Source organism: Halorhodospira halophila SL1 (genome assembly GCF_000015585.1).
GTDB lineage: Bacteria > Pseudomonadota > Gammaproteobacteria > Nitrococcales > Halorhodospiraceae > Halorhodospira > Halorhodospira halophila.
The window spans coordinates 493,808-520,508 of sequence record NC_008789.1; the positions used below are offsets into that span (position 1 = coordinate 493,808).

30 protein-coding genes and 2 tRNA genes are annotated in these 26,701 nt (G+C 67.6%); 14 read left to right on the forward strand and 18 right to left on the reverse strand.

Going from position 1 to position 26,701, the window contains the following annotated elements; genetic code table 11:
- Window positions 1-643: 643 nt before the first annotated feature.
- The 10 genes from HHAL_RS02170 to HHAL_RS02215 all read left to right on the forward strand — a co-directional run bounded on the left by HHAL_RS02170 (window position 644) and on the right by HHAL_RS02215 (window position 8,161).
- Window positions 644-720: transfer RNA gene (locus HHAL_RS02170), tRNA-Val, on the forward strand.
- 113 nt (window positions 721-833) lie between these two features.
- Window positions 834-2,756, forward strand: a complete 1,923-nt coding sequence (gene thrS / locus HHAL_RS02175) for a threonine--tRNA ligase (RefSeq protein WP_011813238.1) — start codon at window positions 834-836, stop codon at window positions 2,754-2,756.
- A gap of 3 nt (window positions 2,757-2,759) precedes the next feature.
- Entirely contained in the window at window positions 2,760-3,311 is a 552-nt protein-coding gene (gene infC / locus HHAL_RS02180) for a translation initiation factor IF-3 (protein ID WP_081432143.1), read from the forward strand.
- A 79-nt stretch (window positions 3,312-3,390) separates the two neighbouring features.
- A complete protein-coding gene (gene rpmI, locus HHAL_RS02185; protein ID WP_011813240.1) occupies window positions 3,391-3,585 on the forward strand; it encodes a 50S ribosomal protein L35 in 195 nt (64 codons plus the stop codon).
- Between the two features lie 18 nt (window positions 3,586-3,603).
- Window positions 3,604-3,963 carry a 50S ribosomal protein L20 gene (gene rplT / locus HHAL_RS02190; protein ID WP_011813241.1) on the forward strand — a complete coding sequence of 120 codons (360 nt, stop codon included), beginning with the start codon at window positions 3,604-3,606 and terminating at the stop codon, window positions 3,961-3,963.
- Window positions 3,964-3,980: 17 nt separating this feature from the next.
- Window positions 3,981-5,012 (forward strand): phenylalanine--tRNA ligase subunit alpha, encoded by a 1,032-nt coding sequence (gene pheS / locus HHAL_RS02195; protein WP_011813242.1) that lies wholly within the window; start codon window positions 3,981-3,983, stop codon window positions 5,010-5,012.
- Window positions 5,013-5,015: 3 nt separating this feature from the next.
- Complete coding sequence (gene pheT, locus HHAL_RS02200) at window positions 5,016-7,394, forward strand: phenylalanine--tRNA ligase subunit beta (RefSeq protein WP_011813243.1); 2,379 nt, start codon at window positions 5,016-5,018, stop codon at window positions 7,392-7,394.
- A gap of 1 nt (window position 7,395) precedes the next feature.
- Complete coding sequence (gene ihfA / locus HHAL_RS02205) at window positions 7,396-7,701, forward strand: integration host factor subunit alpha (RefSeq protein WP_011813244.1); 306 nt, start codon at window positions 7,396-7,398, stop codon at window positions 7,699-7,701.
- Entirely contained in the window at window positions 7,676-8,038 is a 363-nt protein-coding gene (locus HHAL_RS02210; RefSeq protein ID WP_011813245.1) for a MerR family transcriptional regulator, read from the forward strand. Before ihfA ends, HHAL_RS02210 begins: the two co-directional genes overlap by 26 nt.
- A 46-nt stretch (window positions 8,039-8,084) precedes the next feature.
- Window positions 8,085-8,161 (forward strand) — tRNA-Pro (locus tag HHAL_RS02215).
- A gap of 74 nt (window positions 8,162-8,235) precedes the next feature.
- On the opposite strand, the gene HHAL_RS02220 is transcribed toward HHAL_RS02215, so the two are convergent.
- Genes HHAL_RS02220 through HHAL_RS02235 form a run of 4 tightly spaced genes read right to left on the reverse strand, consistent with a single transcriptional unit; the run spans window position 8,236 to window position 11,334 of the window.
- Entirely contained in the window at window positions 8,236-8,778 is a 543-nt protein-coding gene (locus HHAL_RS02220) for a hypothetical protein (protein ID WP_011813246.1), read from the reverse strand.
- 48 nt (window positions 8,779-8,826) lie between these two features.
- Window positions 8,827-9,492, reverse strand: coding sequence for an anti-sigma factor family protein (locus HHAL_RS02225; protein WP_011813247.1), 666 nt, complete (start codon window positions 9,490-9,492; stop codon window positions 8,827-8,829).
- Window positions 9,492-10,085: an RNA polymerase sigma factor gene (locus HHAL_RS12455; protein ID WP_011813248.1), complete on the reverse strand. Its 594-nt coding sequence runs from the start codon at window positions 10,083-10,085 to the stop codon at window positions 9,492-9,494. Before HHAL_RS12455 ends, HHAL_RS02225 begins: the two co-directional genes overlap by 1 nt.
- 37 nt (window positions 10,086-10,122) lie before the next feature.
- The gene (locus HHAL_RS02235) at window positions 10,123-11,334 is read right to left on the reverse strand and encodes a tetratricopeptide repeat protein (protein ID WP_011813249.1); all 1,212 of its coding nucleotides are present in this window, start codon (window positions 11,332-11,334) and stop codon (window positions 10,123-10,125) included.
- Window positions 11,335-11,437: 103 nt separating this feature from the next.
- On the opposite strand from HHAL_RS02235, the gene HHAL_RS02240 reads away from it, so the two are divergent.
- On the forward strand, window positions 11,438-11,710 hold the full coding sequence (locus tag HHAL_RS02240; RefSeq protein WP_011813250.1) for a hypothetical protein: 273 nt from the start codon (window positions 11,438-11,440) through the stop codon (window positions 11,708-11,710).
- Window positions 11,711-11,756: 46 nt separating this feature from the next.
- Here HHAL_RS02240 and HHAL_RS02245 read toward each other — a convergent pair whose 3' ends face one another.
- The 5 genes from HHAL_RS02245 to ffh all read right to left on the reverse strand — a co-directional run bounded on the left by HHAL_RS02245 (window position 11,757) and on the right by ffh (window position 17,659).
- Entirely contained in the window at window positions 11,757-12,476 is a 720-nt protein-coding gene (locus HHAL_RS02245) for a sulfite exporter TauE/SafE family protein (RefSeq protein ID WP_011813251.1), read from the reverse strand.
- A gap of 66 nt (window positions 12,477-12,542) precedes the next feature.
- The gene (locus HHAL_RS02250) at window positions 12,543-12,917 is read right to left on the reverse strand and encodes an H-NS histone family protein (protein WP_011813252.1); all 375 of its coding nucleotides are present in this window, start codon (window positions 12,915-12,917) and stop codon (window positions 12,543-12,545) included.
- A gap of 153 nt (window positions 12,918-13,070) precedes the next feature.
- Complete coding sequence (locus HHAL_RS02255) at window positions 13,071-14,531, reverse strand: SLC13 family permease (RefSeq protein ID WP_011813253.1); 1,461 nt, start codon at window positions 14,529-14,531, stop codon at window positions 13,071-13,073.
- Entirely contained in the window at window positions 14,528-16,153 is a 1,626-nt protein-coding gene (locus HHAL_RS02260) for a methyl-accepting chemotaxis protein (protein ID WP_011813254.1), read from the reverse strand. The genes HHAL_RS02255 and HHAL_RS02260 overlap by 4 nt, the downstream gene beginning before the upstream one ends.
- Window positions 16,154-16,252: 99 nt before the next feature.
- Entirely contained in the window at window positions 16,253-17,659 is a 1,407-nt protein-coding gene (ffh, locus tag HHAL_RS02265; protein ID WP_011813255.1) for a signal recognition particle protein, read from the reverse strand.
- 141 nt (window positions 17,660-17,800) lie between these two features.
- Between ffh and HHAL_RS02270 the strand changes: the two genes are divergently transcribed.
- Window positions 17,801-18,604, forward strand: coding sequence for a cytochrome C assembly family protein (locus tag HHAL_RS02270; protein WP_041595013.1), 804 nt, complete (start codon window positions 17,801-17,803; stop codon window positions 18,602-18,604).
- Here HHAL_RS02270 and HHAL_RS02275 read toward each other — a convergent pair.
- The 3 genes from HHAL_RS02275 to HHAL_RS02285 form a co-directional block, all read right to left on the reverse strand.
- Window positions 18,588-19,178, reverse strand: coding sequence for a thioredoxin family protein (locus HHAL_RS02275; protein WP_011813257.1), 591 nt, complete (start codon window positions 19,176-19,178; stop codon window positions 18,588-18,590). The two genes, HHAL_RS02270 and HHAL_RS02275, sit on opposite strands and share 17 nt — an antisense overlap.
- Before the next feature lie 74 nt (window positions 19,179-19,252).
- Window positions 19,253-20,278 carry a TRAP transporter substrate-binding protein DctP gene (dctP, locus tag HHAL_RS02280; protein ID WP_011813258.1) on the reverse strand — a complete coding sequence of 342 codons (1,026 nt, stop codon included), beginning with the start codon at window positions 20,276-20,278 and terminating at the stop codon, window positions 19,253-19,255.
- Between the two features lie 19 nt (window positions 20,279-20,297).
- Window positions 20,298-21,320: a TRAP transporter substrate-binding protein gene (locus tag HHAL_RS02285; RefSeq protein ID WP_011813259.1), complete on the reverse strand. Its 1,023-nt coding sequence runs from the start codon at window positions 21,318-21,320 to the stop codon at window positions 20,298-20,300.
- A 117-nt stretch (window positions 21,321-21,437) separates the two neighbouring features.
- Between HHAL_RS02285 and HHAL_RS02290 the strand changes: the two genes are divergently transcribed.
- Window positions 21,438-22,004: a TRAP transporter small permease gene (locus tag HHAL_RS02290; RefSeq protein WP_011813260.1), complete on the forward strand. Its 567-nt coding sequence runs from the start codon at window positions 21,438-21,440 to the stop codon at window positions 22,002-22,004.
- On the forward strand, window positions 22,001-23,284 hold the full coding sequence (locus HHAL_RS02295; protein WP_011813261.1) for a TRAP transporter large permease: 1,284 nt from the start codon (window positions 22,001-22,003) through the stop codon (window positions 23,282-23,284). The genes HHAL_RS02290 and HHAL_RS02295 overlap by 4 nt, the downstream gene beginning before the upstream one ends.
- 7 nt (window positions 23,285-23,291) lie before the next feature.
- On the opposite strand, the gene HHAL_RS02300 is transcribed toward HHAL_RS02295, so the two are convergent.
- The 6 genes from HHAL_RS02300 to HHAL_RS02325 form a co-directional block, all read right to left on the reverse strand.
- A complete protein-coding gene (locus tag HHAL_RS02300) occupies window positions 23,292-24,020 on the reverse strand; it encodes an energy transducer TonB (protein WP_011813262.1) in 729 nt (242 codons plus the stop codon).
- A gap of 1 nt (window position 24,021) precedes the next feature.
- Window positions 24,022-24,426: an ExbD/TolR family protein gene (locus HHAL_RS02305; RefSeq protein ID WP_011813263.1), complete on the reverse strand. Its 405-nt coding sequence runs from the start codon at window positions 24,424-24,426 to the stop codon at window positions 24,022-24,024.
- Window positions 24,423-24,791 (reverse strand): ExbD/TolR family protein, encoded by a 369-nt coding sequence (locus HHAL_RS02310; protein ID WP_187147879.1) that lies wholly within the window; start codon window positions 24,789-24,791, stop codon window positions 24,423-24,425. The genes HHAL_RS02305 and HHAL_RS02310 overlap by 4 nt, the downstream gene beginning before the upstream one ends.
- A 25-nt stretch (window positions 24,792-24,816) precedes the next feature.
- Complete coding sequence (locus HHAL_RS02315; RefSeq protein WP_011813265.1) at window positions 24,817-25,500, reverse strand: MotA/TolQ/ExbB proton channel family protein; 684 nt, start codon at window positions 25,498-25,500, stop codon at window positions 24,817-24,819.
- Window positions 25,501-25,611: 111 nt separating this feature from the next.
- A complete protein-coding gene (locus HHAL_RS02320) occupies window positions 25,612-26,109 on the reverse strand; it encodes a hypothetical protein (RefSeq protein WP_011813266.1) in 498 nt (165 codons plus the stop codon).
- Window positions 26,106-26,669 carry a YajG family lipoprotein gene (locus HHAL_RS02325; RefSeq protein ID WP_242464268.1) on the reverse strand — a complete coding sequence of 188 codons (564 nt, stop codon included), beginning with the start codon at window positions 26,667-26,669 and terminating at the stop codon, window positions 26,106-26,108. Before HHAL_RS02325 ends, HHAL_RS02320 begins: the two co-directional genes overlap by 4 nt.
- Window positions 26,670-26,701: the final 32 nt, after the last annotated feature.

Below are 26,701 nucleotides of genomic sequence, written 5' to 3' on the forward strand. Positions count from 1 at the left end.
GCGCCGCGCCGCTCGGACCTGACGCAGCGCCTGTTCAGGTGCCACGCCTCGCTCAACGAGCAGTCTGCAGGCGATCACACCCGTCCGACCCACCCCCCCCATCGAGCCACAGCGCATCTCTCATGGGTCGCCCCCCCCTTGTCGCGCATCCGCCGCCGATCGAGGTTACCTCTTTCGACCCCCCTTTCCACAGAACCTGTGGAAAACCTTGTGGAGAGAGCCACGCGACGGGGCCAGCCGAGCGGCCTTGCGGTCTATTGGACAAAGAGTAGCCAGACCCTAACGCCAGAGAAATCAGCAGGTTGCAAACGGGCCACCGCGAGTCAGGCAGTTAGCGCCGTCAAGCTCGGGGCCTGTGCAGAATTCGGATCCTTGCAGGTGCGACCGATCAGCGTTGTCAATTCCTGGCCCACAAGGAGGACGCCTTAGTCGTGCTGAGACCCGAAGTAGGCGGCCCACTCCGGGGCGTCCGGATCCATGCGCCGGAGCTCCGCCTCGTCGGCTTCAACGATCAGGCGTTCGACCATCGCCCGCTTCGTTACGCCGTAACGCCGGGCCAATCGGCCCAGGGCCAGGTCCACCTCAGCGCGGCCCCAGGGGTTGACTCCTCACTGCACGCCGTTAGAATGCCCAGCACATCGACAGGCGCGTAGCTCAGCTGGTTAGAGCGCCACCTTGACATGGTGGAGGTCGGTGGTTCGAGTCCACTCGCGCCTACCAGATACGCCGTACTGCGCCCGGTCGCGACCCCTGCTCTCAGGGCCCCATCGCGCCGGGCGCAGCTTTTCATGCACGTGGCCCCTCGTATCGGTCACCACTGTGGAGGTTCAGCCATGCCCGCCATTACCCTCCCTGACGGTTCCGTCAAAGCGTTCGACCACCCGGTCACCACCCGCGAGATCGCCGAGTCCATCGGCCGCAAGCTGGCCAAGGACGCCATTGTCGGGCGCGTGGACGGTGAGCTGATCGACCTGGATCGCCCCATCGAGCACGACGCCTACGTCGAGATCGTCACCAGCAACGACCCGGACGGGCTTGAGGTGATCCGCCACTCGACGGCGCACCTGATGGCCCAGGCGGTCAAGCAGCTCCACCCGGAGATGCAGGTCACCATCGGCCCGACGGTGGATAACGGCTTCTATTACGACTTCGCCGGCGAGCGCTCCCTCTCGGAGGACGAGCTCGAGACCATCGAGCAGCGCATGAGCGAGCTGGCCGAGGCGGATCACCCCGTCGAGCGCGAGGTCTGGGACCGTGAGGCAGCGCGGCAGTTCTTCCTGGAGCAAGGCGAGACCTACAAGGCGCAGATCATCGACGACCTGCCCGAGAGCGAGACCATCACGGTCTACCGCCAGGGCGACTTTGCCGATCTGTGCCGCGGCCCCCACGTGCCGAGCACCGGCAAGCTCAAGGCGTTCAAGCTGACTAAGGTGGCGGGCGCTTACTGGCGCGGTGATCAGAACAACGAGATGCTCCAACGCGTCTACGGCACCGCCTGGCCGGACCGCAAGCAGCTCAAGGCCTACCTGGACCGCCTCGCCGAGGCCGAGCGGCGCGACCACCGGCGCCTCGGCCGGACCCAGGATCTCTTCCACGTCCAGGAGGAGTCGCCGGGGATGGTCTTCTGGCACCCGCGCGGCTGGCGGCTCTACCTGGAGGTACAGGACTACATCCGCCGGCTGATGCGCGACAACGGCTACCAGGAGATCCACACGCCGATGCTGGTAGATCGCAGCCTGTGGGAGCGCTCCGGGCACTGGGCGATGTTCGCCGAGAACATGTTCGTCACCGAGTCGGAGTCCCGCGACTACGCGGTCAAGCCGATGAACTGCCCATGCCACGTCGAGGTTTTCAAGCAGGGGTTGAAGAGCTATCGCGACCTGCCCCTGCGCCTGGCGGAGTTCGGCTCCTGCCACCGCAACGAGCCCTCCGGCACGCTCCACGGGCTGATGCGGGTGCGCGGCTTCGTGCAGGACGACGCGCATATCTTCTGCACCGAAAACCAGATCCAGGAGGAGGTGCGCACCTTCATCGACCTGGTCTACCGCGCCTACCGCGACTTCGGTTTCGAGGACGTACTCATCGCCCTCTCCACCCGCCCGGACGAGCGGGTGGGCGACGACGCCCTCTGGGACAAGGCCGAGTCGGCCCTGGCCACCGCGCTGGAGACGCACGGGCTCGACTACACCCTGCAGCCCGGTGAGGGAGCCTTCTACGGGCCGAAGATCGAGTTCTCCCTGCGCGACTGCCTGGAGCGCGTCTGGCAGCTGGGCACCATTCAGGTGGACTTCTCCATGCCGGGCCGGCTGGGGGCGCAGTTCGTCGATGACGACGGCGAGCGGCGTACGCCGGTGATGCTCCACCGGGCTATTCTCGGGTCCCTGGAGCGCTTTATCGGCATCCTGATCGAGCACTACGGCGGCGCCCTGCCCACCTGGCTCGCTCCGGTCCAGGCGGTGGTGCTCAACATCACCGACCGCCAGGCCGACTACGCCCGCTCGGTGGAACAACAGCTGCTGGAATCCGGCTTCCGCGCCGAGGCCGACTTGAGGAACGAGAAGATCGGCTATAAAATCCGCGAGCATACGTTGCAGAAGGTCCCCTACATGCTGGTGCTCGGGGACCGGGAGCTGGAAAGTGGTACGGTGGCCGTCCGCCACCGCGACGGCACCGACCTCGGCTCCATGGAACTGGAAGAGCTCGTAGCGCGGCTTAGCAACGATATCGCGGGTCACGAGCGCGAACAGGAGGATTAGAGGATCGCAACGAGACCGAAACGCGGGCGTGGCGGCAGTAGCGGCGACAATCGCCGTCTCAACGAGCAGATCACGGTACCGCAGGTGCGGCTGATCGGCTCGGACGGCGAACAGGTCGGCGTACTGGCCACTGAAGACGCCCTTGCGCAGGCCGAGAACGAAGGGCTCGATCTTGTGGAAATCGATGGCAACGCGGACCCGCCGGTCTGCCGAGCCATGGACTACGGCAAGTTCAAGTTCGAGCAGAGCAAAAAGCAGCAGGCGGCGCGCAAGAAGCAAAAGCAGATCCAGGTCAAGGAGGTCAAATTCCGTCCGGGCACGGACGAAGGCGACTTCCAGGTCAAGCTTCGCAACCTGCGTCGGTTCCTCGAGGAAGGCGACAAGGCGAAGGTCACGATCCGCTTCCGCGGCCGGGAAATGGCGCACCAAGAGCTCGGTAAGCGCCTGCTCGATCGGCTCGAGGAAGAGCTCGGCGATGTCGGTACCGTGGACCAGCGGCCGCGAATGGAAGGGCGGCTGATGGTCATGATGATGAGCCCGCGCAAGGGCAAGTAGGGTGTCGAACCACGCTGCGGGCGCGTTCCGCTAGTCAGGCGGCGCGCTCGCTTCTTTTTGTGATGAGGGGGAGGCAGCAATGCCCAAGCTCAAGACCAATCGTGGCGCAGCGAAGCGCTTCAAGGTGAAGGCCTCCGGCCGGATCTCCCGCGCGCGCTCCAACCACAGCCACATCCTGACCAAGAAGGACCCGAAGCGGAAGCGCCGTCTGCGCGAGCTGACCGAGGTCCACGCGAGCGATGCGCCGATGGTCCGGCGCATGGTCGCCAAGTAAATACGGGAGCGTTCTTCCATGTCACGAGTCAAGCGGGGCGTCACCAACCGCGCCAAGCACAAGAAGGTCCTCAAGGCTGCCAAGGGCTACTACGGCATGCGGGGCAGCGCCTTCCGCATCGCCCGCCAGCAGGTGATCAAGTCCGGGCAGTATGCGTACGCCCACCGCCGTCTGCGCAAGCGCGAGTTCCGCAGCCTGTGGATCCAGCGCATCAACGCGGCGGCGCGTCAGCACGGGCTGTCCTACAGCCGCCTGATGAACGGCCTGCAGCAGGCCGGCATCGAGGTCGATCGCAAGCAGCTGGCTGACCTGGCCGTCCACGAGCCGCAGTCCTTTGCGGCGCTGGCCGAGCGTGCCCAGGGCGCCCTCAGCAACTGAGGGCGACTCGCCAGGGCATGGGTGCCGACTACCAGGATGAACTCAGCGCGCTGACCCGAGAGGCAGAGGACGCCGTGGACGGCGCCTCTGACCTGGCGGGTCTCGATCAGGTCCGGGTCGCCTACCTCGGCAAGAAAGGCAAGTTGACCGCCCTGCTCAAGGGGTTGGGGCAACTGCCCGCCGACCAGCGCCCCCAGGCCGGCGCGGCCATCAATGCCGCCAAGGAGCGGGTCAGCCAGCGCATCGAGGCGCGTCGGAGCGAGCTGGAGCGGGCTGCGCTCGAGCAGCGCCTGGCGGCCGAACGGATCGATGTCACCCTCCCCGGCCGCGGCACCGAACGCGGCGGTTTCCATCCGGTGACCCGTACCCTGGAGCGCATCGAGGCGATCTTCGCCGGGGCCGGCTTTCACGCCGCGGATGGCCCCGAGGTCGAAGACGACCGCCACAACTTCGAGGCGCTGAACATCCCCGCCCACCACCCGGCGCGGGCGATGCACGATACCTTCTACTTCGACGCCACGCGGCTACTGCGCACGCATACCTCGCCGGTGCAGATCCGCGTGATGGAGCGCGATGGGGTTCCCATCCGCGTCGTGGCCCCGGGCCGCGTCTACCGCTGCGACTCCGATCTCACCCACACCCCGATGTTCCACCAGGTGGAGGGGTTGCTGGTTGATCGCGACGTCAGCCTGGCCGATCTCAAGGGCGTACTCCACGAGTTCCTCAACGCCTTCTTCGAGCGCCCGGTGGCCGTGCGCTTTCGGCCTTCGTACTTCCCGTTCACCGAGCCCTCCGCCGAGGTCGACGTCGAGTGCGTGATCTGCGGCGGTGAGGGGTGCCGGGTGTGTAAGCACTCCGGCTGGCTCGAGGTGCTCGGCTGCGGCATGGTCCATCCCGCGGTCTTCGAGCATGCCGGCATCGACGCCGAGCAGTGGACGGGATACGCCTTCGGCATGGGCGTCGAGCGCCTGGCCATGCTCCGCTACGGCGTGGACGACCTGCGGCTGTTCTTCGACAACGACCTGCGCTTCCTCGGCCAATTCCGGTGAACCATGCGTGTAAGTGAGCAGTGGCTGCGCGAGTGGGTGAACCCGTCGCTCTCGACCCAGGCGCTGGCGGAAGCCCTGACCATGGCGGGCCTCGAGGTCGACGCCGTCGAACCCGCCGCCCCGCCCTTCAGCGGGGTAGTGGTCGGCGCGATCACCGACTGCCGACCCCATCCCGAGGCCGACCGCCTCCAGGTCTGCACGGTGGACGCGGGAGGCGAGCGGCTGGAGATCGTCTGCGGGGCCCCCAACGCCCGCCCCGGGCTGCACGCCCCCCTGGCGCGTGCGGGTGCCGAGCTCCCGGGCGGGCTTCAGGTCCAGGCCACCGAGGTGCGCGGTGTGGCCTCGGCCGGGATGCTCTGCTCGGCCAGCGAGCTCGGCCTGGCCGACGAGGCCGGCGGCCTGCTGGAGCTGCCCGAGACCCTCGCGCTCGGCAACGATCTGCGCCAGGCCCTGGCACTGGATGACACGATCCTTGAGATCGACCTCACGCCAAACCGCGCCGACTGCCTGGGCATGACCGGGATTGCCCGGGATGTGGCGGCGCGCACGGGTGCCGAGATGCAGTCCACCGAGCCGCTGCCGGTGCCGGCGGCCTGCGATGCGCAGCTGGAGATCTCGCTCCAGGCCGAGGCGGACTGCCCGCGCTACACCGGCCGGGTGATCCACGACGTGAACCCGCAGGCGCCCACCCCCATCTGGATGCGTGAACGCCTGCGCCGTGCCGGGATCCGCAGCGTTTCGGCCCTGGTCGATATCACCAACTACGTGATGCTCGAGTCCGGTCAGCCGCTGCACGCCTTCGACCTGGACCGCCTGGCACCGCCCGTCACGGCACGGCGGGCGCACTCCGGCGAGACCCTCACCCTGCTCGGCGGGGAGCAGGTGGAACTCGATGACGGGGTGCTGGTCATCGCCGATGCTAACGGGCCGGTGGCATTCGCCGGCGTCATGGGCGGCGAGACGACGGCCGTGAGTGACGAGACCACGAGCATCTTCCTGGAGGCGGCGCACTTCCACCCCACCACCATCGCCGGACGCGCCCGGCGCTACGGCCTGCACACCGATTCCTCCCACCGTTTCGAGCGAGGGGTGGACTTCGAGGCGCCGCGCGCGGCCAGCGAGCGCGCCACGCAGCTGGTTATCGAAATCTGCGGTGGCCGGCCCGGGCCGATCAACGAGGCCGTGGCCCATCAGGCACTGCCGCAACGCGCACCCATCGAACTGCGCCGAGAACGGCTGGAGGGACTGCTCGGCTGGTCCATCGAGCCGGAACAGGTCACCGGCATGCTCCGGCGCCTGGGCACGGAACCTGAACCCAGCGCCGATGGGTGGCGGGTTCAGCCGCCGAGCTGGCGCTTCGACATGGAGCGCGAGGTCGACCTGATCGAGGAGGTGGCCCGCCTCTACGGCTTCGACAATGTGCCGGAGCGGCCCCTGCGCGCCCCGCTGCACGTGGCCACGGCCCCGGAGCAACAACTCGACGACCGTCCGCTGCGCACTACGCTGGTCGAACGCGGCTACTTCGAGGCGATCAATTACGCCTTCGTCGATCCGCAACTCCAACAGCGCCTGGACCCGGAATCCGAGGCCCTGCCGCTGGCCAACCCGCTCTCGGCGGAGTTGGCGGTGATGCGCACCTCCCTGTGGCCCGGCCTGCTGATGGCGGCACAGCGCAATCAGCACCGCCAGCATGAGCGCGTGCGACTGTTCGAGTGCGGGCGCACCTTCCGCGGCCACCTCGACGATCTGGCCCAGACCCCCATGCTCGCCGGCCTGGCCGCCGGGCCCCGCTACGCCGAGCAGTGGGATGCGCCACGCCGGAGCGTGGACTTCTTCGACGTCAAGGCCGACCTCGAAGCCCTGATCGCCCAGACCGGCAACGCCTCCGCGTTCACCTTCGAGCCGGCACAGCACCCGGCCCTGCACCCGGGCCAGAGCGCCCGGATCCTGCGCGACGGGGTCTCGGTCGGCTGGCTCGGCACCCTGCACCCCGAGCACGCCGACGCCCTGGAGCTCCACGGCGCCCCGGTGCTCTTCGAGATCACCCTGGAGGCGCTGAGCAGGGCGGAGCTGCCGCGCTTCCAGCCCATCTCGCGGTATCCGTCCATCCGCCGGGATCTGGCGGTGCTGGTGGACGACCACGTTCCCGCGGGCGAGTTGCTGCGCACCGCCCGCGAGGCAGCCGGCGATTGCGCCGTCGGCGGCCGGCTGTTCGACGTCTACCGCGGCAAGGGCGTCCCGGATGGCCAGAAAAGCATCGCCATGGGCTTGATTTTGCAGGATTATTCCCGCACGCTTACGGATCGCGACGTGGACGACGTCATGGCGGGCGTGGTCTCCCGCCTGCAGCAACAGTTCGGAGCGAGCTTGAGAGGGGAGTAGGATGTCGCTGACCAAGGCGGACATGGCCGAGCGGCTCTTCGAGGAAGTCGGCTTGAACAAGCGCGAGGCCAAGGAGCTGGTCGAACTCTTCTTCGAGGAGATCCGTACCGCCCTCGAGAACGGGGAACCGGTCAAGCTCTCCAGCTTCGGCAACTTTGAGCTGCGCGACAAGAACGAACGGCCCGGCCGCAACCCGAAGACCGGGGAAGAGATCCCCATTTCCGCCCGGCGCGTGGTGACCTTCCGCCCCGGCCAGAAGCTCAAGAGCCGCGTCGAGAGCTATGCCGGAACCCGAGAAGAGCAGTGAGGGCGACCTCCCGCCGATCCCGTCGAAGCGGTACTTCACCATCGGCGAGGTCAGCCAGCTGTGTGCCGTCAAACCTCACGTACTGCGCTACTGGGAACAGGAATTCCCGCAGCTGAGACCCGTCAAGCGCCGCGGTAACCGGCGCTACTACCAGCGCCACGATGTCATCCTGATCCGCCGTATCCGCGCCCTGCTCTACGAGGAGGGCTTTACCATCGGCGGCGCCCGCCAGAAGCTGGAAGGTGGCGAAGAGCGCGAGGACGTCGCCCAGAGCCAGCAGATCATCCGGCAGATGCGCATCGAACTCGAGGGTGTGCTCAACATCCTCAAGCGCTGATCCCTTGTCTCCCCAGGACGCGATCCGTATACTCTGCGACCTGAGTCGGGGCGTGGCGCAGTCTGGTAGCGCACCTGCATGGGGTGCAGGGGGTCGCAGGTTCAAATCCTGCCGCCCCGACCAAACACCAAAAGGCCGCGGAACGGGATCGTTCCGCGGCCTTTTTCGTCGGGGGTCGCCGACGTCAGGCCCGAGTGTTACTGGTTGCCCGGGTTCTCCGGAGCATTACCCCGCGCCTCATCGGCCCGCTGCTCAGCCTCCTGGCGCGCGTCGTCCTGCGCCGACCGACCTTGTTCCCGGGCCTCATCTGCCTGCTCCCGGGCCGATTCGCGGGCCTGCTCCCGCGCCTCTTCCGCTTGCTCACGAGCCGCTTCGCGGGCCTCTTCGCCGCGTTCCTGACCGGCTTCCCGCGCTTGCGACGCACGTTCCTCGCCCTGGCCACGGGCTTCTTCCGCACGTTCCTGACCGAATCCCCGACCGTCCTCACGCGCCTCGTTGGCCGTCTCCAAGCCCTCTGCGGCGCGCTCCTGGGCCTGATCCGCGGCCTCCTCCGGCAGCTCGATCTCCTGTGCCACCTCCTCCTCGGTGGTTTCTTCATCGAGCAGACGCATGGTCGCGTCCAGGGCGTCGTCCTCCGACTCCTCCGCGGCCACCGGCACGGCCAGCGAGACCATCAACAGCCCCGCCGGCAACAGCCCGTAGCGCAGGGTGCGGCTGGTACTGTTCAGCTTGATCATCATCGTGGCGTCCTCCTCTGGGAAACATCGCTCGTTGACGGATCAACGCGCTCAAGACTCACTTTCGCGGCGCTGCGCGAGGGTGACCGGCAACCGCAGTTCCCGGGAACGGCCCTCGTGCTCGATGCGGGTCACCAATTCCCCCTCCTCGATCCCTGCCCCTGGCACGCCGCGCACCGGGAGGGTCAACCGGTTGGCGCCCGGCTCCAGATCACCCTCCCAGCTGATCAGCCGCCGGGAGGGTTGGCCCGCCAACTCGAAGCCGTCGGGGACCTCGACGTGGAACCGGACCCCCTCCATACGCCGCTCGGCGTCAATGGCCAACCGGACCTCCTGGACCTCGCCCTCTCCCGTTTCAGCCAGCGGTGGCTCTGGATGCGTAGGCTGCCGGTCGTAGAGGGCCAACCCGCCTCCGGCGAGGATCGCCACCGCCGCCACGCCGGCCACCAGGCGCTGCCGGACCGTGGACCCGGTGGTGTGCTCGACTCGCGCCCGACGCAGTTGCGCCGCCACCCAGCCGGGCGAGACCGCATCCCGGCGATCCAGGCTGGCCAGGTGCCGACGGAGGCGGAGACCATCGTGGTGCCAGGCCCGGCACGCCGGGCAGGCTGCCAGGTGCGCGTGGCAGCGCTCCGCCCGGGCGCTGTCCAGCTCCCCCGCCTCCAGCTCCAACAGGCTTGCGCGACACTCCCGGCAATCCATGGTCCGCTCCGTCATCACTGCGTGCCCTCCCCGTCCCAACACGCGCCGGCTCCGGACTCGGTTCCGTCCAGCAGGCGTCGGCGCAGGCGATCTCGCGCCCGTGCCAGCCGCGATTTCAGGGTGCCCTTGCTCACCGCCGAGATCTCGGCCACCTCATCCAGCGAGAAGCCCTCGACGTAATGGAGAATAACCACGCTGCGTTGCGCCTCGGGCAGCGCGTCCAGGGCGCGCTGCAACCGCTCGCGGGTCAGCGCCTGCTCGACCAGCTCCGCCGGACCGTCACCCGGCTCAGCCACGGTATAGGGGGCATGGGGATCGTCCTGGGATTGATCCTCCCAGGGCGGACGCGCCCGACGGCGTCGGTAGCGATCCACCCAGAGGTTATGGAGCGACCGGGCGAGCCACGGGTAGGGTTGATCGAGGGCCAACAGCTCATGACTGCGCGGGTAAAGTCGACTGAGCAGCTCCTGGATAAGCTCCTCGGCCTCGGCATCGTCGCCGCAAAGCCGGCGCGCGAAGCCGTAGAGGCTGCCCAGGTGGCGACCGATGACGGTCTCGAAGGCGGTCTGCTCGCCGCGGCGTCTCCACAGGTTCAATAGCGTGGCCATACTCACCCCCACGCAGGAGACACCCCGGCGGTTCCCTTTAGAAGCTTCGGTCGATGAACAGGCTCACCTCGGCGCGCTGGGCGGTATAGGTCTCCAGACCACCCTCCTCCACGGTCCCGTAGGTCCGCAGATCGTCGATGTGCTCAAGGCGCAGCTGCGCCCCGAGCCGCCAGGCGCGTCCGGCGGGCTGATGGATCGCCATCAGATCCAGCCGGTAGCGAGTATCGGTACGGCGCCGACGATCGTCACCGTAGTCGTGTCGGTCCCGGTAATCGGCATGGACCCATTCCGGACGCGCAGTCAACGACCACGCCGGCGCAGCCTGCCAGGCCAGCCGGGCACCAAGGCGCTGGCGTACCGGGGAATAGCTGACGAACGCCCCATTGCCGGACCAATCCTCGCGGTCGTGGTGCTCCACTTGGTAGTAAGCCAACCAGCGCAGGGCGCCAACCCGATCCTCCACCCCCAGTCGCAGCCGGTGCTCCAGGCCATCGAGATAGCCCCGGTCATTGCCTCCGCGGTGGGCGCGCAGCCGATAGCGCGCCACGAGCCAGCCACGCCCGGGGCTGTTCCAGCGCCCCTGAACCTGGCCCTCGACGCGCCGATCGACACCACCGATCCCGCGATTCATGGCCCCGGCGCCGACGCCGTAGCCAAGCTCCACCCGCCCCACGGGCCGCTCGCGCAGGACATCCACGGCTGCGTCCGTGAAGTCGTAATCGCCCTCGCTGCCGTGGCTGCGGTGGTAGACACTGCCTTGCGCGACCACACCGTCGCGCCGGGTCCCCCGGGCCTGCCAGGCCGCATGGCCGAACAGGTCGAGGAAGGGATCGCCGTCGCCGGCGAAGGCGCGCGCATTGTCCAGGGTCAGGTCCGAGTCGTAGCCCGCGCCGATCTGCATGTAGCCAGTGACCGCCGGGCGGGCGTGTTCCAGCTCCTCCAGCCGAGACGCCACTAAGCGCTGCAGGCGTTCAGCGCGGGCCTGCTGCTGAGCCCGCCGCCACCAGTACTCAGCCGCCGCCCAGTCCCCCCGCTGCCCCGCAGCGCGCCCCAGGTTGAAGGCGGCCAGCGCGCCCAACTCCGGATCGCCGAGGACGGCTGCAAAAGCCCGCTCGGCCACCCGGTACTCGCCGGCCTGATACTCGGTCACGCCCTGATTGAAGCGCTCCGTCGGGTTGTCCGCCCACACGGGCCCGACGAACGCCGCCAACACGATCACCACCAGCAGACCCCCGAGCAACCGCGCCACGGAAAATCCACGCTGATGACTCAAGAAATCAGACGAAGTGCCGACACCTCTGCTGAGGGTCAGTGAGCCTGGTTTCACTTTCGCTCCCAGTCAGGGTCGATCAATGAGCATTGTCAGTGGTGTCGGCACGGTAGCCGGTCTGTTCGGCGCCTACCAGGGGTACCAGGCGCAGCAGCGCGCCCAGGAGACGCGTGAGGATCAGACCAACCTCCTGCGCGAGCAGCTCGAGGTGGCCCACGAGAAAAAGCATGAGTACGCCGACGCCCTGCGCGCCGTCGAGAAGGCGCTGGAGCAGGTCAATGACAGTGGCGCCATCGAGCCGGAACAGCTTGAGGCCCTCGAGCGCAAGGGGCTGAACATCGACGAGCAGGCGTGAGGTCCATGGAGACTCCCCAACTCCACCCACTGACGCCTGCAGCGTCTTACAACACAGCCTGCACCACAGCCCCCAACCCGGCCACTGCGGACACGCCCAGCACCGCCCCGCGCAACCAGCGCCGATCCAGTGCTCGGGCGGTATAGCCGGACAGCCAGAAGCCGATCGCGATGCCGGGCAGCAGACTCAGGCCGAGGAGCAGCTCGGTAAGGCCGAAGCGGCCGATCCAGGCCAGCGCCCCCAGGGAGCCGAACGCCCCCACCACGAACACCGCCGACAGCGATGCACGCAGCCGTGCGCCGCTCACCCCTTGGTAGGCCAGGGCCAGGGGCGGGCCACCGATGGAGGTGGCCGTGGCCATGAAGCCGGACAGGGTCCCCCCGGCCAGCAGGCGCCCGCCGGTGGGGCGCGGAGACCCCGCCACCAGGCTCAACGCCACGGCGAGCAGAACCAGGATTCCGAAGATCAGCGACAGGTGGGATTCATCCGCGCGGGCAAGGACGACACCGGCGAGTGCGGCGCCGGAGAGTTGCCCCGGGATGGCCCAGCGGATCCCGCCAACATCCAGGGCGCGGCGTTCCCGGATGAGGATCATCAGCGGTGTCACCATGCCGACGACGAGCATCGGCCCGGGCACCAGCACCGGATCGATCCAGTAGAGAACGGGCGCACCCAAGAGGGCCACCCCGAAACCAATTGAACCCTGAACGACCGTGCCTGCAATCAGCACCAGGGTTGCCAGAACCCACTCACCGAGCTCGATCACAGACCGCTGTATCGTCCAGGGTATTCATCCGTGTAATGGTTTCGAAAACCGACGGAAACCGGACGCTCAGGCGTCCGGAATGCGCAGCTCTTCGATATCCCGGCCCAGTTCCTCTTCCCAGTGGACGACCCATTTCGGCTTGCGGCCGCGCCCGGTCCAGGTGCGATCCGGATCCTCAGGGTGGCGGAACTTCGGCGGGACCTTGTTGCCCTTGGTGGCCTTGGCGCCGGCGCCCTTGCTCACCCCTGAGACGATCTCGTCGAGATCGAGCCCGTATTTCTGGGCCACCTGTTTCATTTCCTGCTGGGCCTGCTTGCGGGCCTCTTTCTCGCGGCGCTTCTGCTCCTTCTCGATCATCCGCGAGGCCTTTTGCAGGTCCACGAAGTCGAGTTCTTCCGCCGCCTGGCGGATCGTTTCAAGGGCTTCGTCAGTGGTTGTCATTCTCCGCTTCCTCCGCTTTGGAATATCGCTCCACGGCGGGAAATTAGCGAAAAACGATGGAATTGTAAACGGAGGGGGATCACCCAGGCGAGAAACGGATCCCCACGGATGGGTTTCGCCGCAGAAAAATACCCGATTCAGAATACCCGTCTGTTAGAAACCAAGCACCCAAGGGGCCAGGAGGAAGGCAGCCAGCGTGGCGATACCCGCACCGGCGAAGGTCAGCAGCGCCCCGGCACGCACCATGTCCGGTACGGTGATGCGATCGCTGCCGAAGACGATGGCGTTGGGCGGCGTCGCCACCGGCAGCATGAACGCCGCCGAGGCGGCCAGGGCCACCGGTACACCGAGTAATAGCGGGTGGATATCGATGGCCAGCGCCAGGGAGGTAACCAGCGGCAGCAGCGTGGCGGCCGTTGCGGTATTGCTGGTCACGTGGCTCATCAGGGCCGCCAGTATCGCCACCGAGAGCACCAGCAGCGGCGCCGGCCAACTCCCCATGCCACTGAGCAGTGCCGCAATGGCACCAGCCAGGCCGCTCTCGTCGATGGCCACGCCCAGGGCCAGGCCACCACCGACCAGCACCAGCACCCCCCAGGGCAGACCGCGGGTGTCTTCCCAGTCGAGGAGGAACTTCAGGCGGCGCACATCGGCCGGCACCAGGAACAGGGCCAGGGCCCCGAGCAGCGCAATGCCGGCGTCGCTGATCGCCACCGAGCCAGGCAGGACGCTCTCCAACCAGGGGCGCATCACCCAAGCCAGCGCAGTCAACACGAAGACCACCGCCACCCGGCGCTCGGTGCGCTGCATGGGCCCGATCTGCCGGCGCTCCTGCTCGATCAGCTCGCCAACGCCTTCGATCGCCTGGCCGGGCAGGGGAAACACCCAGCGCGTCAGCACCCACCAGGCCAGAACCAGCATGATGGCGGAGACCGGCACGCCGACGACCATCCACTGCGCAAAGCCGATCTGGATATCGAAGCGATCGCCCATGTAGCCGGCCAGGAAAGCGTTCGGCGGGGTGCCGATCAGGGTTCCGAGACCGCCGATGTTGGCGCCGAAGGCAATGCCTAGCAGCAGTGCCAGGGTGAAGTGGCGATCCGTTTTGCCGCTGCTGGTCTCCACCAGGCTGATGACCGACAGGCCGATGGGCAGCATCATCGCCGCCGTGGCGGTATTGCTCACCCACATGGAGAGCATGGCGGTGGCGCCCATGAACCCGGCCACCAGGAGATCGTCACGCCCGCCGGTGGCCGAGAGGATGAGCAGCGCGATCCGTCGGTGCAGCCCCCAGCGCTGGATCGCCATGGCGATCAGGAACCCGCCGAGGAACAGGAAGATCATCGGATTGGCGTAGGAGGCCATCGCCTGCTCGGGGCTGGCGACGCCGAGCAACGGCAGGGCGACGGCCGGCAGCAGCGCGGTGGCCGCGATGGGCAAGGCCTCGCTCACCCACCAGGTGGCCATGAGCACGGTGAGCGCCGCCACATACCAGGCCTCCGGCTCCAGTCCGGCCGGCGGCCCGGCGAGCAGCATGGCCGCGGCGGCCAGGGGGCCGCCGATCAGGCCAATCCAGCGTCTGCGCGCAGCGCTCGGGTTCGTGCTCGTACTCACACCTTGAACTGCTCGACCAGCTTGCGCAGGTCGCGGGCGAGCACTTCGAGCTCGTCGCCGGCCTGCTTCGTCTCGTGGCTCTCCCGGGCCGTCGTCTCGGCCGCGTCGTTGATGGAGGTGACGTTGCGGTTGATCTCCTCGACCACCTGGCTTTGTTCCTCGGCGGCACTGGCGATCTGGGTGTTCACCTCACTGATGGTGGTCACCGATTGCTGGATGTCGCCGAGCACGCCGTCGGCCTCGGAGGCCTGGTTCACCGTCTCCTGGGTCTGGGCGTGGCCTTGCTCCATGGCCGCCTGGGCGCTCTTGGTCTCCTCCTGCAGCGCGCTGATCATGTCCTGGATCTGCTGCGTGGACTCGTGGGTGCGCGTCGCCAGCTTGCGCACCTCGTCGGCAACCACGGCAAAGCCCCGGCCCTGTTCGCCGGCCCGGGCCGCCTCAATGGCGGCGTTGAGGGCAAGCAGGTTGGTCTGCTCGGCGATCTCGCGGATCAGGTCGATCACCGTACCGATCTGCTCGCTGTCGTCGGCCAGCTTCTGGATCGCTCCGGCGGCGCGGGAGACATCATCGGCCAACTGGTTGATGCCGCTGACCGTCTGCTGCACCACCTGCTTGCCGCGCTGGGCCGCATCCTCGCCGCTCTGCGTCGCCTCGGCGGCGTGCTGGGCGTTGCGGGCCACCTCGTGGGCGGTGGAGGTCATCTCGTTCATCGCCGTGGCCACCTGCTCGATTTCCGAGCGCTGGCGGTCGATGCGGTCGTTGCTCCGGTCGGTGACCTCGGAAACCTGCTGGGCGGAACGATCCAGGCGTTCGGCCATCTCGACCACCCGGCCGATGAGGTCGTGGAAGACGGCCATGGAGCGGTTGAAGGCGCTGGCCGCCTGACCGATCTCATCGCCGCTGTGCACATCCAGCCGCCGGGTGAGATCACCGCCGCCGCTGGCAATGGCGTTGAGGCTGTCGGTCATGGTGTTGATCGGCCGCGTGACCGAGCGCTGAATGAAGAGGTAGACCACCAGCAGGAACGGCAGGCTGAGCAGCACGGCGATCCCGAAGATCGTGGTGCCGAAGCCGATCACCGCCTGGTTCACGTCCTCAAGGGAGATCTCCATGGTGACCGCGCCGAGGACCTCGCCCTCGTTGCCCGGGCCATGGCACTCGACGCAGGACTTGCCGAGGAAGTCCGTCTCGTTGAAGTTGGGGATGACCGCCCGCAGGGCTTGCCCGCCGTCGATCTGCGCGATGTAGGGCTCACCGGTCTCCAGCACCTGGGCCTCGACCTCGTCCTGCGGCTGTTGCCCTTCCTCGCCGGGCCCGTACCACTCCTCGGTCAGCTCGGCGCGCAGCACCCGCAGCCCGGATACGTTGGGCAGTTCCTGGATCTGATCCAGGAACTCGTGGCGCTGGTCCATGGTATTGGTCCACATCATGGCGGTGAGGCCGGCCATGGTCATCTGGTTCATCGTATCGGTGAACTCGATGGCCTGATCCACCGCCACATTGCGCTGCTCCCAAGCCGCGTAGGCGATCATGCTCGTCCAAGCGAGGACCAGCATCAGCCAGATGCCGACGAGCAGGCGGATCCAGATGCGGATGTCGTGGACGCGGCGCAGCAGCTTCATTGTGGTCTCCCGTTGCAGCCGGCCGAAAGGCGCAGGCCCTGACCCGGTTATCGGCGCGAATCTAACACACCTTATAGGGCCACGCGCCGCGCTTGCGCCCTAGCGCCCCATCCCCGGGGGCAGCCCCCCGGGGCCACCGGGACCACCCGGCCCACCGGGACCGCCGCCGCCCATCAGCTGCTGGAACATGCGCTGCGGGCCGCCCTTCTTCTTGACCTGCTTCATCATCTTCTGCATCTGCTTGAACTGCTTGAGCAGGCGGTTCAGGTCCTGGACCTGAACCCCAGAGCCGGCGGCGATGCGCTTCTTCCGCGAGCCATTGATCATATCCGGCTTGGCGCGTTCGGCCGGGGTCATGGAGTTGATCATGGCCAGCTGGCGGCGGACGATACGGTCGTCGAGCTGATCCTTGACCTTATCGAACTGCTTGCCCATGCCCGGCATCTTGTCCATCACCCCGCCCAGGCCGCCGAGCTTGTCGATCTGCTGCATCTGCTCTTTGAAGTCGTTGAGGTCGAACCCCTTACCGCCCTTCTTGAGCTTCTTCTCAAGCTTTTTCGCCTTCTCCTGATCGACGCTGCGCTCGACCTCCTCGACCAGACTGACGACATCGCCCTTGCCGAGGATCCGCGAGGCGACCCGCTCGGGGTGGAAAGGCTCTAGCGCGTCGGTCTTCTCGCCGATGCCGAGGAACTTGATCGGCGCGCCGGTCACATGACGGACCGACAGGGCCGCACCGCCGCGGGCATCGCCGTCGGTCTTGGTCAGCACCACGCCGGTCAGCGGCAGGGCCTCACCAAAAGCCTGGGCCGTCTTGGCCGCATCCTGACCCGTCATGGCGTCGACCACGAACAGGGTCTCGGCCGGGGTCACCGTCTTATGCAGGCGCTTGACCTCGTCCATCATCGCCTCGTCGATGGTCAGCCGGCCGGCGGTGTCGACGAGGAGGACGTCGTAGTAATGGCGCTTGGCGTGGTCGACCGCGTCCTTGGCGATGCGCTCGGGCTTGTCGCCGGATTTGGAGGGGAAGAAGTCGACCTCCACCTGGCCGGCGAGGGTCTCGAGCTGGTCGATCGCCGCCGGGCGGTAGACGTCGCAGCTGACTACCAGGACCTTTTTCTTCTCGCGCTCGCGCAGGTAGCGGGCGAGCTTGCCGATGGAGGTGGTTTTGCCCGACCCCTGCAGGCCGGCGACCAGCACCACCGCCGGGGGCTGGACGTTGAGGTTGAGCGGTTCGGCCTCCGCGCCCATGACGCGGACGAGCTCGTCCTGGACGATCTTGATGAAGGCCTGCCCCGGCGTCAGGCTCTTGGCCACCTCGGCGCCCTCGGCGCGCTTCTTGACCTCTTCCGTGAAGCTGCGCACCACCGGCAGCGCCACGTCGGCCTCGAGCAGCGCCTTGCGCACCTCACGGACCGTCTCCTGGATATTTTCATCGGTGATCCGGCCCCGCCCGCTCATGCGCTGCGTGACGGAGTCGAAGCGTCCGGTGAGATTCTCAAACATGGTCCGGCCTATCCGTTCGGAAACCTGAAACAGGCCGCATTATACGGGTCCGCTGCGCCGGCGTGCGAATCCAGTGTGCCGTTGCGGCTTGTCGCAGGGTGGTTCCCGGGTGGCACGGTTTATGCCATCATCCGAGGCACTATGGTTATCTCTGCCCTCACCGTTGTCACCACCCTCCTCTACCTGGCTGCCACGGCCGCCCTGGGCGCCCGTCTGCTGCTGCACGAGGAGCGCAGCCCGGCCCGCTCGACGGCGCTGGCGCTGGCCGCCGCGGCGGTCGGTACGCACGTGGTGGTGGTCGGCGATACCACCTGGGTGGATGACGGGCTCAACCTGAGCATCTTCAGCGCGCTATCACTGGTTTCCTGGATCACCAGCACCGGGCTGGTGATCGTCAGTCTGCGCCAGCGGGTCGAGCACCTGGGCATCCTGCTCTGGCCGCTGTCGGCCATGGCGGTGGCTCTGACGCTGTTCGCGCCCCCGGAGGCCACCCTGGATCGCGAGATGGCGGTGCAGATCCATATCGTGATCTCCATGACCGCCTACGCCACCCTGCTGGCCGCGGTCCTCCAGGCGCTCATCCTGGGTGCCCTGGACTACCGGCTGCGCCACCGGCGGGCCACCGGTTTCGTGCGACAGCTGCCGGCCCTGCGCACCATGGAAAAGCAGCTCTTCTGGCTGATCACCGTCGGCTTCGTGGCCCTGACCGTGGCCCTGGGCTCTGGCTTCCTGTTCTTCATGGATCGCCTCCTTGAGGGGATGATGATCCACAAGACCTCCCTGTCCATGGCCTCATGGCTGGCCTTCGCCACCCTGCTGATCGGCCACGCGGTGTGGGGCTGGCGAGGACAGACGGCGATCCGGTGGACCGTCATCGGTTTCCTCGCCCTGATGCTCGGCTACTTCGGCAGCAAGTTCGTGCTGGAGCTTATCCTCCAGCAGTGAAGTAGTCGGGCTCGTTGCCCTCGCGCCACTTGATGTTGCAGCCGATGCTCGGGTACTGCGGATGGGGTGGCACGGCCCCCTCGAGCAGTGCATCCACCGCCCCGCGCAGGTCGGCGCCGGTGATCGGCCGATCGTTGCGCGGCGTGCTGTCGTCGAACCGCCCTCGGTAGTAGAGCTTCAGTCCGGCGTCGAAGAGGTAGAAATCCGGCGTGCACGCGGCGCGGTACGCCTTGGCCACGGACTGGTCCGGATCGAAGAGGTACGGGAACGTGTAGCCGGCGGCCTCCTTCTCCTCGGCCATGCGCTCCGGACCATCGTCCGGGTGGGTTTCGGGGTTGTTGGCGCTGATCGCGGCCACCGCAATCCCGCGCTCCTGGCACTCCCGGCCGAAGTGAGCTAGGTGATCGCGCAGGTGCTTGACGAAGGGACAGTGGTTGCAGATGAAGGCGATCAGCACCCCTTCCCCGCCAGCCAGATCCTCGCGCAGGGAAACCGGCCGACCGTCGGTATCCGTGAGGGTGAAATCCGGGGCCGGGGTGCCGATGGGCAGCATGGTGGATTCGGTGCGTACCATCCTGGTTCTCCTCCTGGCGTACTGCGTCGGTGATGGATCATCGGCGCGCCGCCGACCTTGAGCGCGGGGGGCGATCAGCCGCCACCGTGCTCGTCCTCGGCGCGCTCCAGGGCATCGAGCAGCCGAGCGAGAATCCGCTCGGCGTCCGGTCCGCCGCGGGCCGTGTAGACCGCACGGAGGGGGCGGGCCGGATCGGCGAAGGCCTCGCGCTGCGCTGCGTCGAGCTCCTCCAGGGCAATATCCTCTGACTGCTGGATCTGTTCAAGCCGCTCGTCGTTGAGCGCCTGCTGCATGTCGTGGGCCCAGTCCACCAGGTCCTCGCCGATCTCGCGCAGCATCTCCCGCCGCCCGCGCGGCAGGCGCTGGTAGAAGATCTCGCTGACCAGAAAGGCGGAGACGTGCGGCGCCGCCCGGGGCAGGGTCCAGTACCGGGCGTGCTCGTAGACCCCGAGCGCCTCGTGGATGTAGATCGGCTGCGCGGTGGCGTCCACCCGCCCTTCGACCAGGGCCTGGTGGAGCTCCCCGTACTCGACGTGCTCAGCCCGCGCGCCGTAGGCGCGATAGCTCTCGCGCAGCACCGGGCTGTCCGCCACCCCCAGGCGCAAATCGCGGAAGTCCGCCGGCTCATCCAGCGGCCCTTGCGCCGCCCACACCTGCCAGCCGGCGGGCACCAGGGCCAGCGGCCGCAGCCGCGCGTCCTGGTAGGCGCCCTGCAGGGCCTTACTCTGGAGCAGCTCCGGGTCGTTCAGGGCCCGGGCGTTGACGTAGGCGTCGTCGGAGTAGATGAAGTGCAGGCCGAAGACCTGACTCTCGGGGACAGCGCCGGCGAGGTCGCCGGACCCGAAGGCGAAGTGCACCGCGTTCCGACGCACTTGCTGGTGAACGGCCTCGGTGTCGCCGATGGCGCCGTAGGGGTAGATGCTTACCTCCACCGCGCCGTCGGTCCGCTCCTCGACCTCTTCGGCGAAGCGGGTGGCGTACTCGTACTGCACGCCACCCGCCTTCTCCTCCAGGGCGATGCGCCATTGCTCTGGGGGATCCTCGCCACAACCGACGCCCACGCCGGCGGCGGCGACGATGGCCATCAGCAGGCGGCGCATGCCCCGACCCCCGCCGCCGTCACGAGGCGCCGTGCTCGTCCTCGGCCTGATCGACGGCCTCGAGCAGTCGATCCAGGGCCTGCTCGCCGCGGACGCCGACCTCGTCGATGTAGGTATCGCGGGTCGGCAGGGCCCGCTCGCGGAAGGCGTCCCGCTCGTCCTCATCGAGGGCGATGACCTCGATATCCGAGTTGGCCTTCATGTCGGCCAGCCGCTGCTCGTTGACCTCCTGCTGCATGTCGTGGGCCCAGTCGACCATGTCGGCGGTGATCTCGCGGATCATCTCCTGTTTTTCGTCGGGGAGCGCGTCGAAGAACATGGAGCTGGCCATGAAACCGGCGATGAACTGCGCCTGGCGCGCCTCGATGAAGTAGTCCTGGACCTCGTAGAAGCCCATCTCCTGGTGGGCGAAGTACGGCTGGACGTTGCCGTCGATGACGCCCTGCTCGAGCCCGCCGTAGACCTCGCCGTAGGCCATGGGGGTCGGATCCGCGCCGTACTGACGGTACGTCTCGCGCAGCAGCCGGTTGTCCATGGTGCGGATCTGCACGCCGTCGAAGTCCTCGGGGGTGCGGATCGGCTCATTGGCGCTCCACACCTGCCAGCCCTCGGGCAGGACCGAGACCAGCTCCATCCCGCGCTCACCGAAGGCCTGCTGGACCGGTTCGCTGTGCAGGAAGTGGGGATCGTTCAACGCCCGGGTATTGACGTATTCGTCATCACTGAGAACGAAATTGACGCTGAACAGCTGACTCTCCGGTACGGTCGCGCCCAGCGCCCCGGAGCCGAAAGCGAACTGCACCACATTGCCTTGCAGCTGCTCGTAGATATCTCCCATCTCGCCGATGGTGCCGTAGGGAAAGAGATCGACTTGTACCTCGCCGTCGGTGCGGGCCTCCACCTCCTCGGCAAAGCGCTCGGCGTACTGGTACTGGATGCTGCCTTCCACCTCCTCCAGGGCGATCCGCCACTGATCGGCGTGGGCGGCTCCGGCGAAGGCGACGCTGCCAAGCAGCACGGTAGCGATGGCATAACGGTGCATGGGGATGATCTCCCGTCAGCATGGTGATCGTTTTGAACCCTAGCATAAGCGGCTGGACTGTACGTATCCCCCGGGGATTCGATATGTTCACGCCATCGATCCAGTTGGGACCCCTGCATGGGCACACGGAAGCGGACCTGGCTCGAACGGCTCGACGGCGGCATCGCCCGAGTCGAGGCGTTCATCCTCGGCGGCGGCGTGCTGCTGTTGGCCGGTCTTTCCATCGCCAACACGCTCTCGCGCAACCTCACCGGCAACACCGTCCCAGGAACCTTCGAGCTCACCGAGATCCTCATGGTCTGGATCACCTTCGGCGGGCTCGCCTACGGTGTGCGCCGGGCCCGGCACATCTGTATGAACGCGGTCTACGATCAGCTCCGCGGGTTGGCGCGCAAGGGGTTGTTGATCTTCACCCACGTGGGCACCGCCGGACTGCTGTTCTACATGGCGTGGCACGCCGGGCACTACGTCTGGGAGGTCCACGAGAGCGGGCGCACCAGCACGGCGCTGGGCATTCCCATGGGGCTGGCCTACCTGATCGTGCCCATCGGGCTGTTCGCCGGTGGCGTGCAGTACACCCTCAGCGCCTGGAAGAACCTCACCCACCGCGCCCTCTACCGCTCCTACAGCGAGCTTGAGACGTACGAGCATGGCGAAGACCCGGCGGGGGACGCCCGGCTATGACGACGCTGGTCATCACCGTCATGCTCATCCTGCTGCTGCTCGGCTTCCCACTGATGGTGCCGCTGCTCGCCGGGGCCCTGCTGATCCTCATCGTCGAGCTGCCGTTCATCGGGGCCGACGCCCTTGTCCGGCAGATGATCACCGGCATCCAGCCGGTCGTGCTCTCGGCGGTGCCGCTGTTCATCCTCGCCGCCGACATCATGACCCGCGGGCGCACGGCCAACACCCTGCTCGATCTGGTGGCAACCGCCATCGGCCACATCCGTGGTGGCCTGCCGATCACCACGGCCGTGAGCTGCGCGCTGTTCGGCGCCGTCTCCGGCTCGACCCAGGCCACCGTGGTGGCCATGGGCACACCGTTGCGCCCGCGCTTGCAGCAGGCGGGCTACAAGGACAGCTTCAACCTGGCGCTGATCGTCAACGCCAGCGATGTGGCGCTGCTGATCCCGCCGAGCATCGGCATGATCATCTACGGCGTGGTGGCCCAGACCTCGCCGGCACAGCTGTTCATCGCCGGGATCGGCCCCGGGCTCTTGATCCTGCTGCTGATCAGCCTGTGGTGCTACATCTACACCCGCTGGCAGGGCATCGAGGGCTCCGAACGGGCCGGCTGGGGCGCACGCGGCCAGGCGCTGCTGCGCGCGCTGCCGGCGCTGGGGTTCCCGGTGATCATCGTCGGTGGCATCTATAGCGGCTTCTTCACGCCCACCGAGGCGGCGGCCATCTCGGTGCTCTACGCCGCCATCCTGGAGTTCGGGGCGTACCGCAGCCTGGGGTGGCGGGATCTGCTGGAGGTGGCCCGCTCCACCGGGCTGATCACCGCGGTGGTCTTCATCCTGGTCGGCGCTGGGCAGGCCTTCGCCTACAGCCTCTCCTTCGCGCAGATCCCGCAGGAGCTGGTCGGGCCGCTGATCGACGCCGTCGCCCACGACCCGACCCTGGCCCTGCTGGCCATCGCGCTGATCTACTTCATCGGCTGCATGTTCGTCGACCCGATCGTGGTGATCCTGGTCTTCACGCCGATCCTGGCACCGCTGGTCGAGGCCGCTCAGCTCGACCCGGTCCTGGTGGGAACGCTGGTGGTGCTGCAGGCGGCCATCGGCTCGGCGACGCCGCCCTTTGGGGTCGACCTGTTTACGGCGATCGCCGTCTTCCGGCGGCCGTACCTCGAGGTGATCCGCGGGACGCCGCCGTTCATCGCCATCATGATCCTGGCCACGCTGCTGGTGATCTTCTTCCCGGAGATCGCCCTGTTCCTGCGCGACCTCGCCTTCGGTTAGCCCCCACTCAGCGCAGCCGGAACTCGATGGTGACGCTGAGCTCGAGGCGCTCGAAGGACTCGTCCTCGGGGATCTCGGGCATCTGCACGGACTCGATCATGCGCTCGACCTCTTCATCGAAGAGCTCGTGCTCCGACCGCTCGGCGATCTCCCACTCGAGCACGTTGCCCTCGGCGTCGAGGACAAAGGTCAGCCCCACCGATCCCTCCAGGCGCCGGCGCTCGGCGGAACGCGGATAACGCTGCTCGGCCTGCAGGGTCCGGTGCACATCCGCCAGGAAGGAGTCGGAGACGTCAGACTCGGTCCCCACCTCTGCCTCCTGCGGCGGCCCCTCGTCCGGCTCGTCGTCCTCCTCCTCGACCTCGTCCTCTTCCGGCTCGGGGTCGACCTCTTCCTCCGGTTCCGGTTCGGGCTCGGGCTCCGGCTCCGGCTCCGGCTCGGGTTCAGGTTCAGGTTCAGGTTCAGGTTCAGGTTCAGGTTCAGGTTCAGGCTCCGGCTCCGGTTCGGGTTCGGGTTCGGGTTCGGGTTCCGGCTCCGGTTCATCCTCTTCCGGCTCGTCCACCGCCTCCTCCTCCGGTTGCGGCGGAACGGCGGAGAGCTGCACCTCCACCCCCTCCGGGGCGTGCCGTTCCTCGACCTCCTCCTCGGCATCCCGGGGCACCCAGGCCAGGATCGCGGCGTGGGCGCCGACGGCGACGGTGCCCGCAACCAACCAGTGGATCCAGCGCGGCTCCATCTCAGTGCTCCCGCCGGGTGATCAGCTGCATGCGCTCGGCGCCGGCCTCGCGCAGGTCGTCCATCACGTCGAGCAGCCGGGCCGAATCGGCATCGGCGTCGGCCTTGACCTCTACCGGGCGCTCCGGCGCCTCCTTCAGCGCCGTCTTGAGCCGCTCCAGAAGCTGCTCACGGTTGTCGACCACGTCCTGATCTACGGCCAGCTGTCCCTCGGCGTCGATCAGCACCCGCAGGGGCTCATCCACCAGCTCCGCCCCCTGCTCGCTGTCCGCCGGATCGACGGACAGCGGCGAGTCGGGCTCGAGGGTTCCCGCCACCATGAAGAAGATCAACAACAGGAAGACGATGTTGATCATCGGTATGACGTTCTCTTCCGGCTCGCGGCGCGGCGGTTCGGGCAGTTTCATCCCTCTTCCTCCTCGCGCAGCACAGCGACGTCCTCCAGCCCCGCCAACGCGGCGCTGTCGAGAGCCCGGATGACGGCCCGCACCGGCGCACCGGCGGCCGGAATGACCAGCAGGCGGCGATCGGCGTCGGCCTCATAGGCCTCCTCGAACCGGCTCCGCAGGTCGTCCGCAGCGACCGATTCGTCCCCGATCCGGTAGCCGTCGGTGGTCACGTGCAACCGCAGCGGCTCCTCGTCCTGCTCCGCGTCCGCGGCCCCCTCGGCGGGGGCATCGACCCCGAAGGCCTGCCACTCGACGAAGGTCGAAGCGAGCATGAAGAAGATCAGCAGGATGAAGACGACGTCGATCAGCGGGGTCAGACTCACCAGCCGTCGGCGACGGGGGGTCTCTTCAATCCGCATGGCGCAGCGGCGGCGGCGCCGTGGTAAAGACCTGAGTGACCGAATCCTCGACGCGGTGGCGGAAGCGCTCGACAATGCGCTCAAGCCAGGTGAGCGCGGCCACCGCGGGGATCGCCAGGGCCAGTCCGGCGGCCGTGGTCAACAGCGCCTCCCAGATGCCGCCGGAGAGCATGGACGGGTCCACCTGACTGCCGGCTGCCTCGAGCTGGCGGAACGCCTCGATCATGCCGAGGACCGTACCGAGGAGGCCGAGCAGCGGGCTGAGCACCCCGATGGCCTCGAGGCCGCGTAGGTAGGCGCGTAGCTGTTCCAGCCGCCCGCTGGCCAGCCGGGTCACCTCTTCCCGGACCCGATCCTGGTCGTCGGGCGACTCCAGACGTCCACGCATGGCCACCGCCAGCGGCTCGGCACCCAGGTGCTTGCTGGCCTCCAGCCGCTGCAGCGCCTCCTGGGCCTGCCCGGCCCGCCAGGCGGCCAGGGCGTCGTTGAGAGTGCGCCGGTCGTAGAGACGCGCTGCTGCAAACTGCCAGAGCTTGATCAGGATCAGGGCCAGGGTGAACACCGAGAGAATGGCCAGCAGCGTCAGGACGGGCCCGCCGTCGTCGAGCAGGGTCATCAGCCGCTCGACCACGCTACCGTCGGCAAAAGGGCCAGCTGTATCGGTCTCACTCATGGGCGATCACTCGGGGGGTTGCGGTCGATGACCGTCATAAAGTAATGCTATTGCGAATCGTTTTCAATGGCGAAAAAGGCGACCCGGGCGGCCGCCTCGGCAGGCCACCGTCTATTTATATTCGGAGGCGTAGGCCAGCAGCTCCCAGGTCAGCTCGCCGGACTCGCTGAGCTCGTAGGCCAGCAGCGCCGATCCACCGCCGGTCTCGGTGTCGATGGTGGCCCAGACCCAGCGGTCGGAGAGCACCGCGCTCCGCTCCGCATCGACCTCCAGCGGCTCCTTCAGGCGGGCTGCCTGATCGGCCAGCCACTCCCGGCGCTGCTTCAGATCCTCGATCAGATAGCGCTCGGGATCGGCGTCGATACCGGCCACCTCGAACCGCCGCACCGCCTCGGTACTCAGGCCGAACTGGGTGAGCAACGCCTCACGGTCGTCGTGGGCCGCGATCTCGGCCTCCAGTTCCTCGGCCCGCTCCTGGGCGTCGAAGGCCACATAGCTCAGCCAGCCAGTGATCGCCAGGAGCATCACCACCGCAGCGCGCCAGACCAGGCGCTCACGGATTTGCTGCGGATCCCGGGAGTTGCTCGCCGGACTGCGCTTGTCGTTCACGTCTCATCCTCCAGCAATCGAAGCAGATCCTTCTGGGTCGCCACCTGACGCACCCCCCGGGAGAGCACCTGGTTGACCAGCTCCTCGTTCTTGGCCTCACTCGGCCCGAACAGCGCGCGGGTCTCGGTACGGACTCGAGCTTCGGAGCTGTAGCGCTCACCGTCGATGTGGCCGCTGACCACCCACTCGCTGCTCAGGCTCGCCCGGCGATTGAGAAACCCGCCGGCGCGCTGATAGTGGAAGGTGAAGATCTCCACCTCCAGACGCCGCTCGGCCTCGCCGTCCCACTCGGTCACGGCGATCCCCTGGCGCTCGAAGGCCTCCGCCAGGCCGTCGCCGACGGCCTCGGACAGATCGCGGTCACCGGAGAGGGTCACACCACCGCCCTCGTCCCGGTAACCGAAGATCTCCCGCGGACGCCGATCGACCACCCGCAGCGCCAGTTCGCCGGGCTCCGCCCGCTCCCGCTCCTCGATCTGCTCGGTATCGGGTGCCAGTTTCACCGTCTGCGTGCCGGGGGCGCACCCGCTCAGGCCCAAGGTGGCAATCCCACCCAGCATCAGCACGACTGCTCCTGCTCTCATCGTTTTTC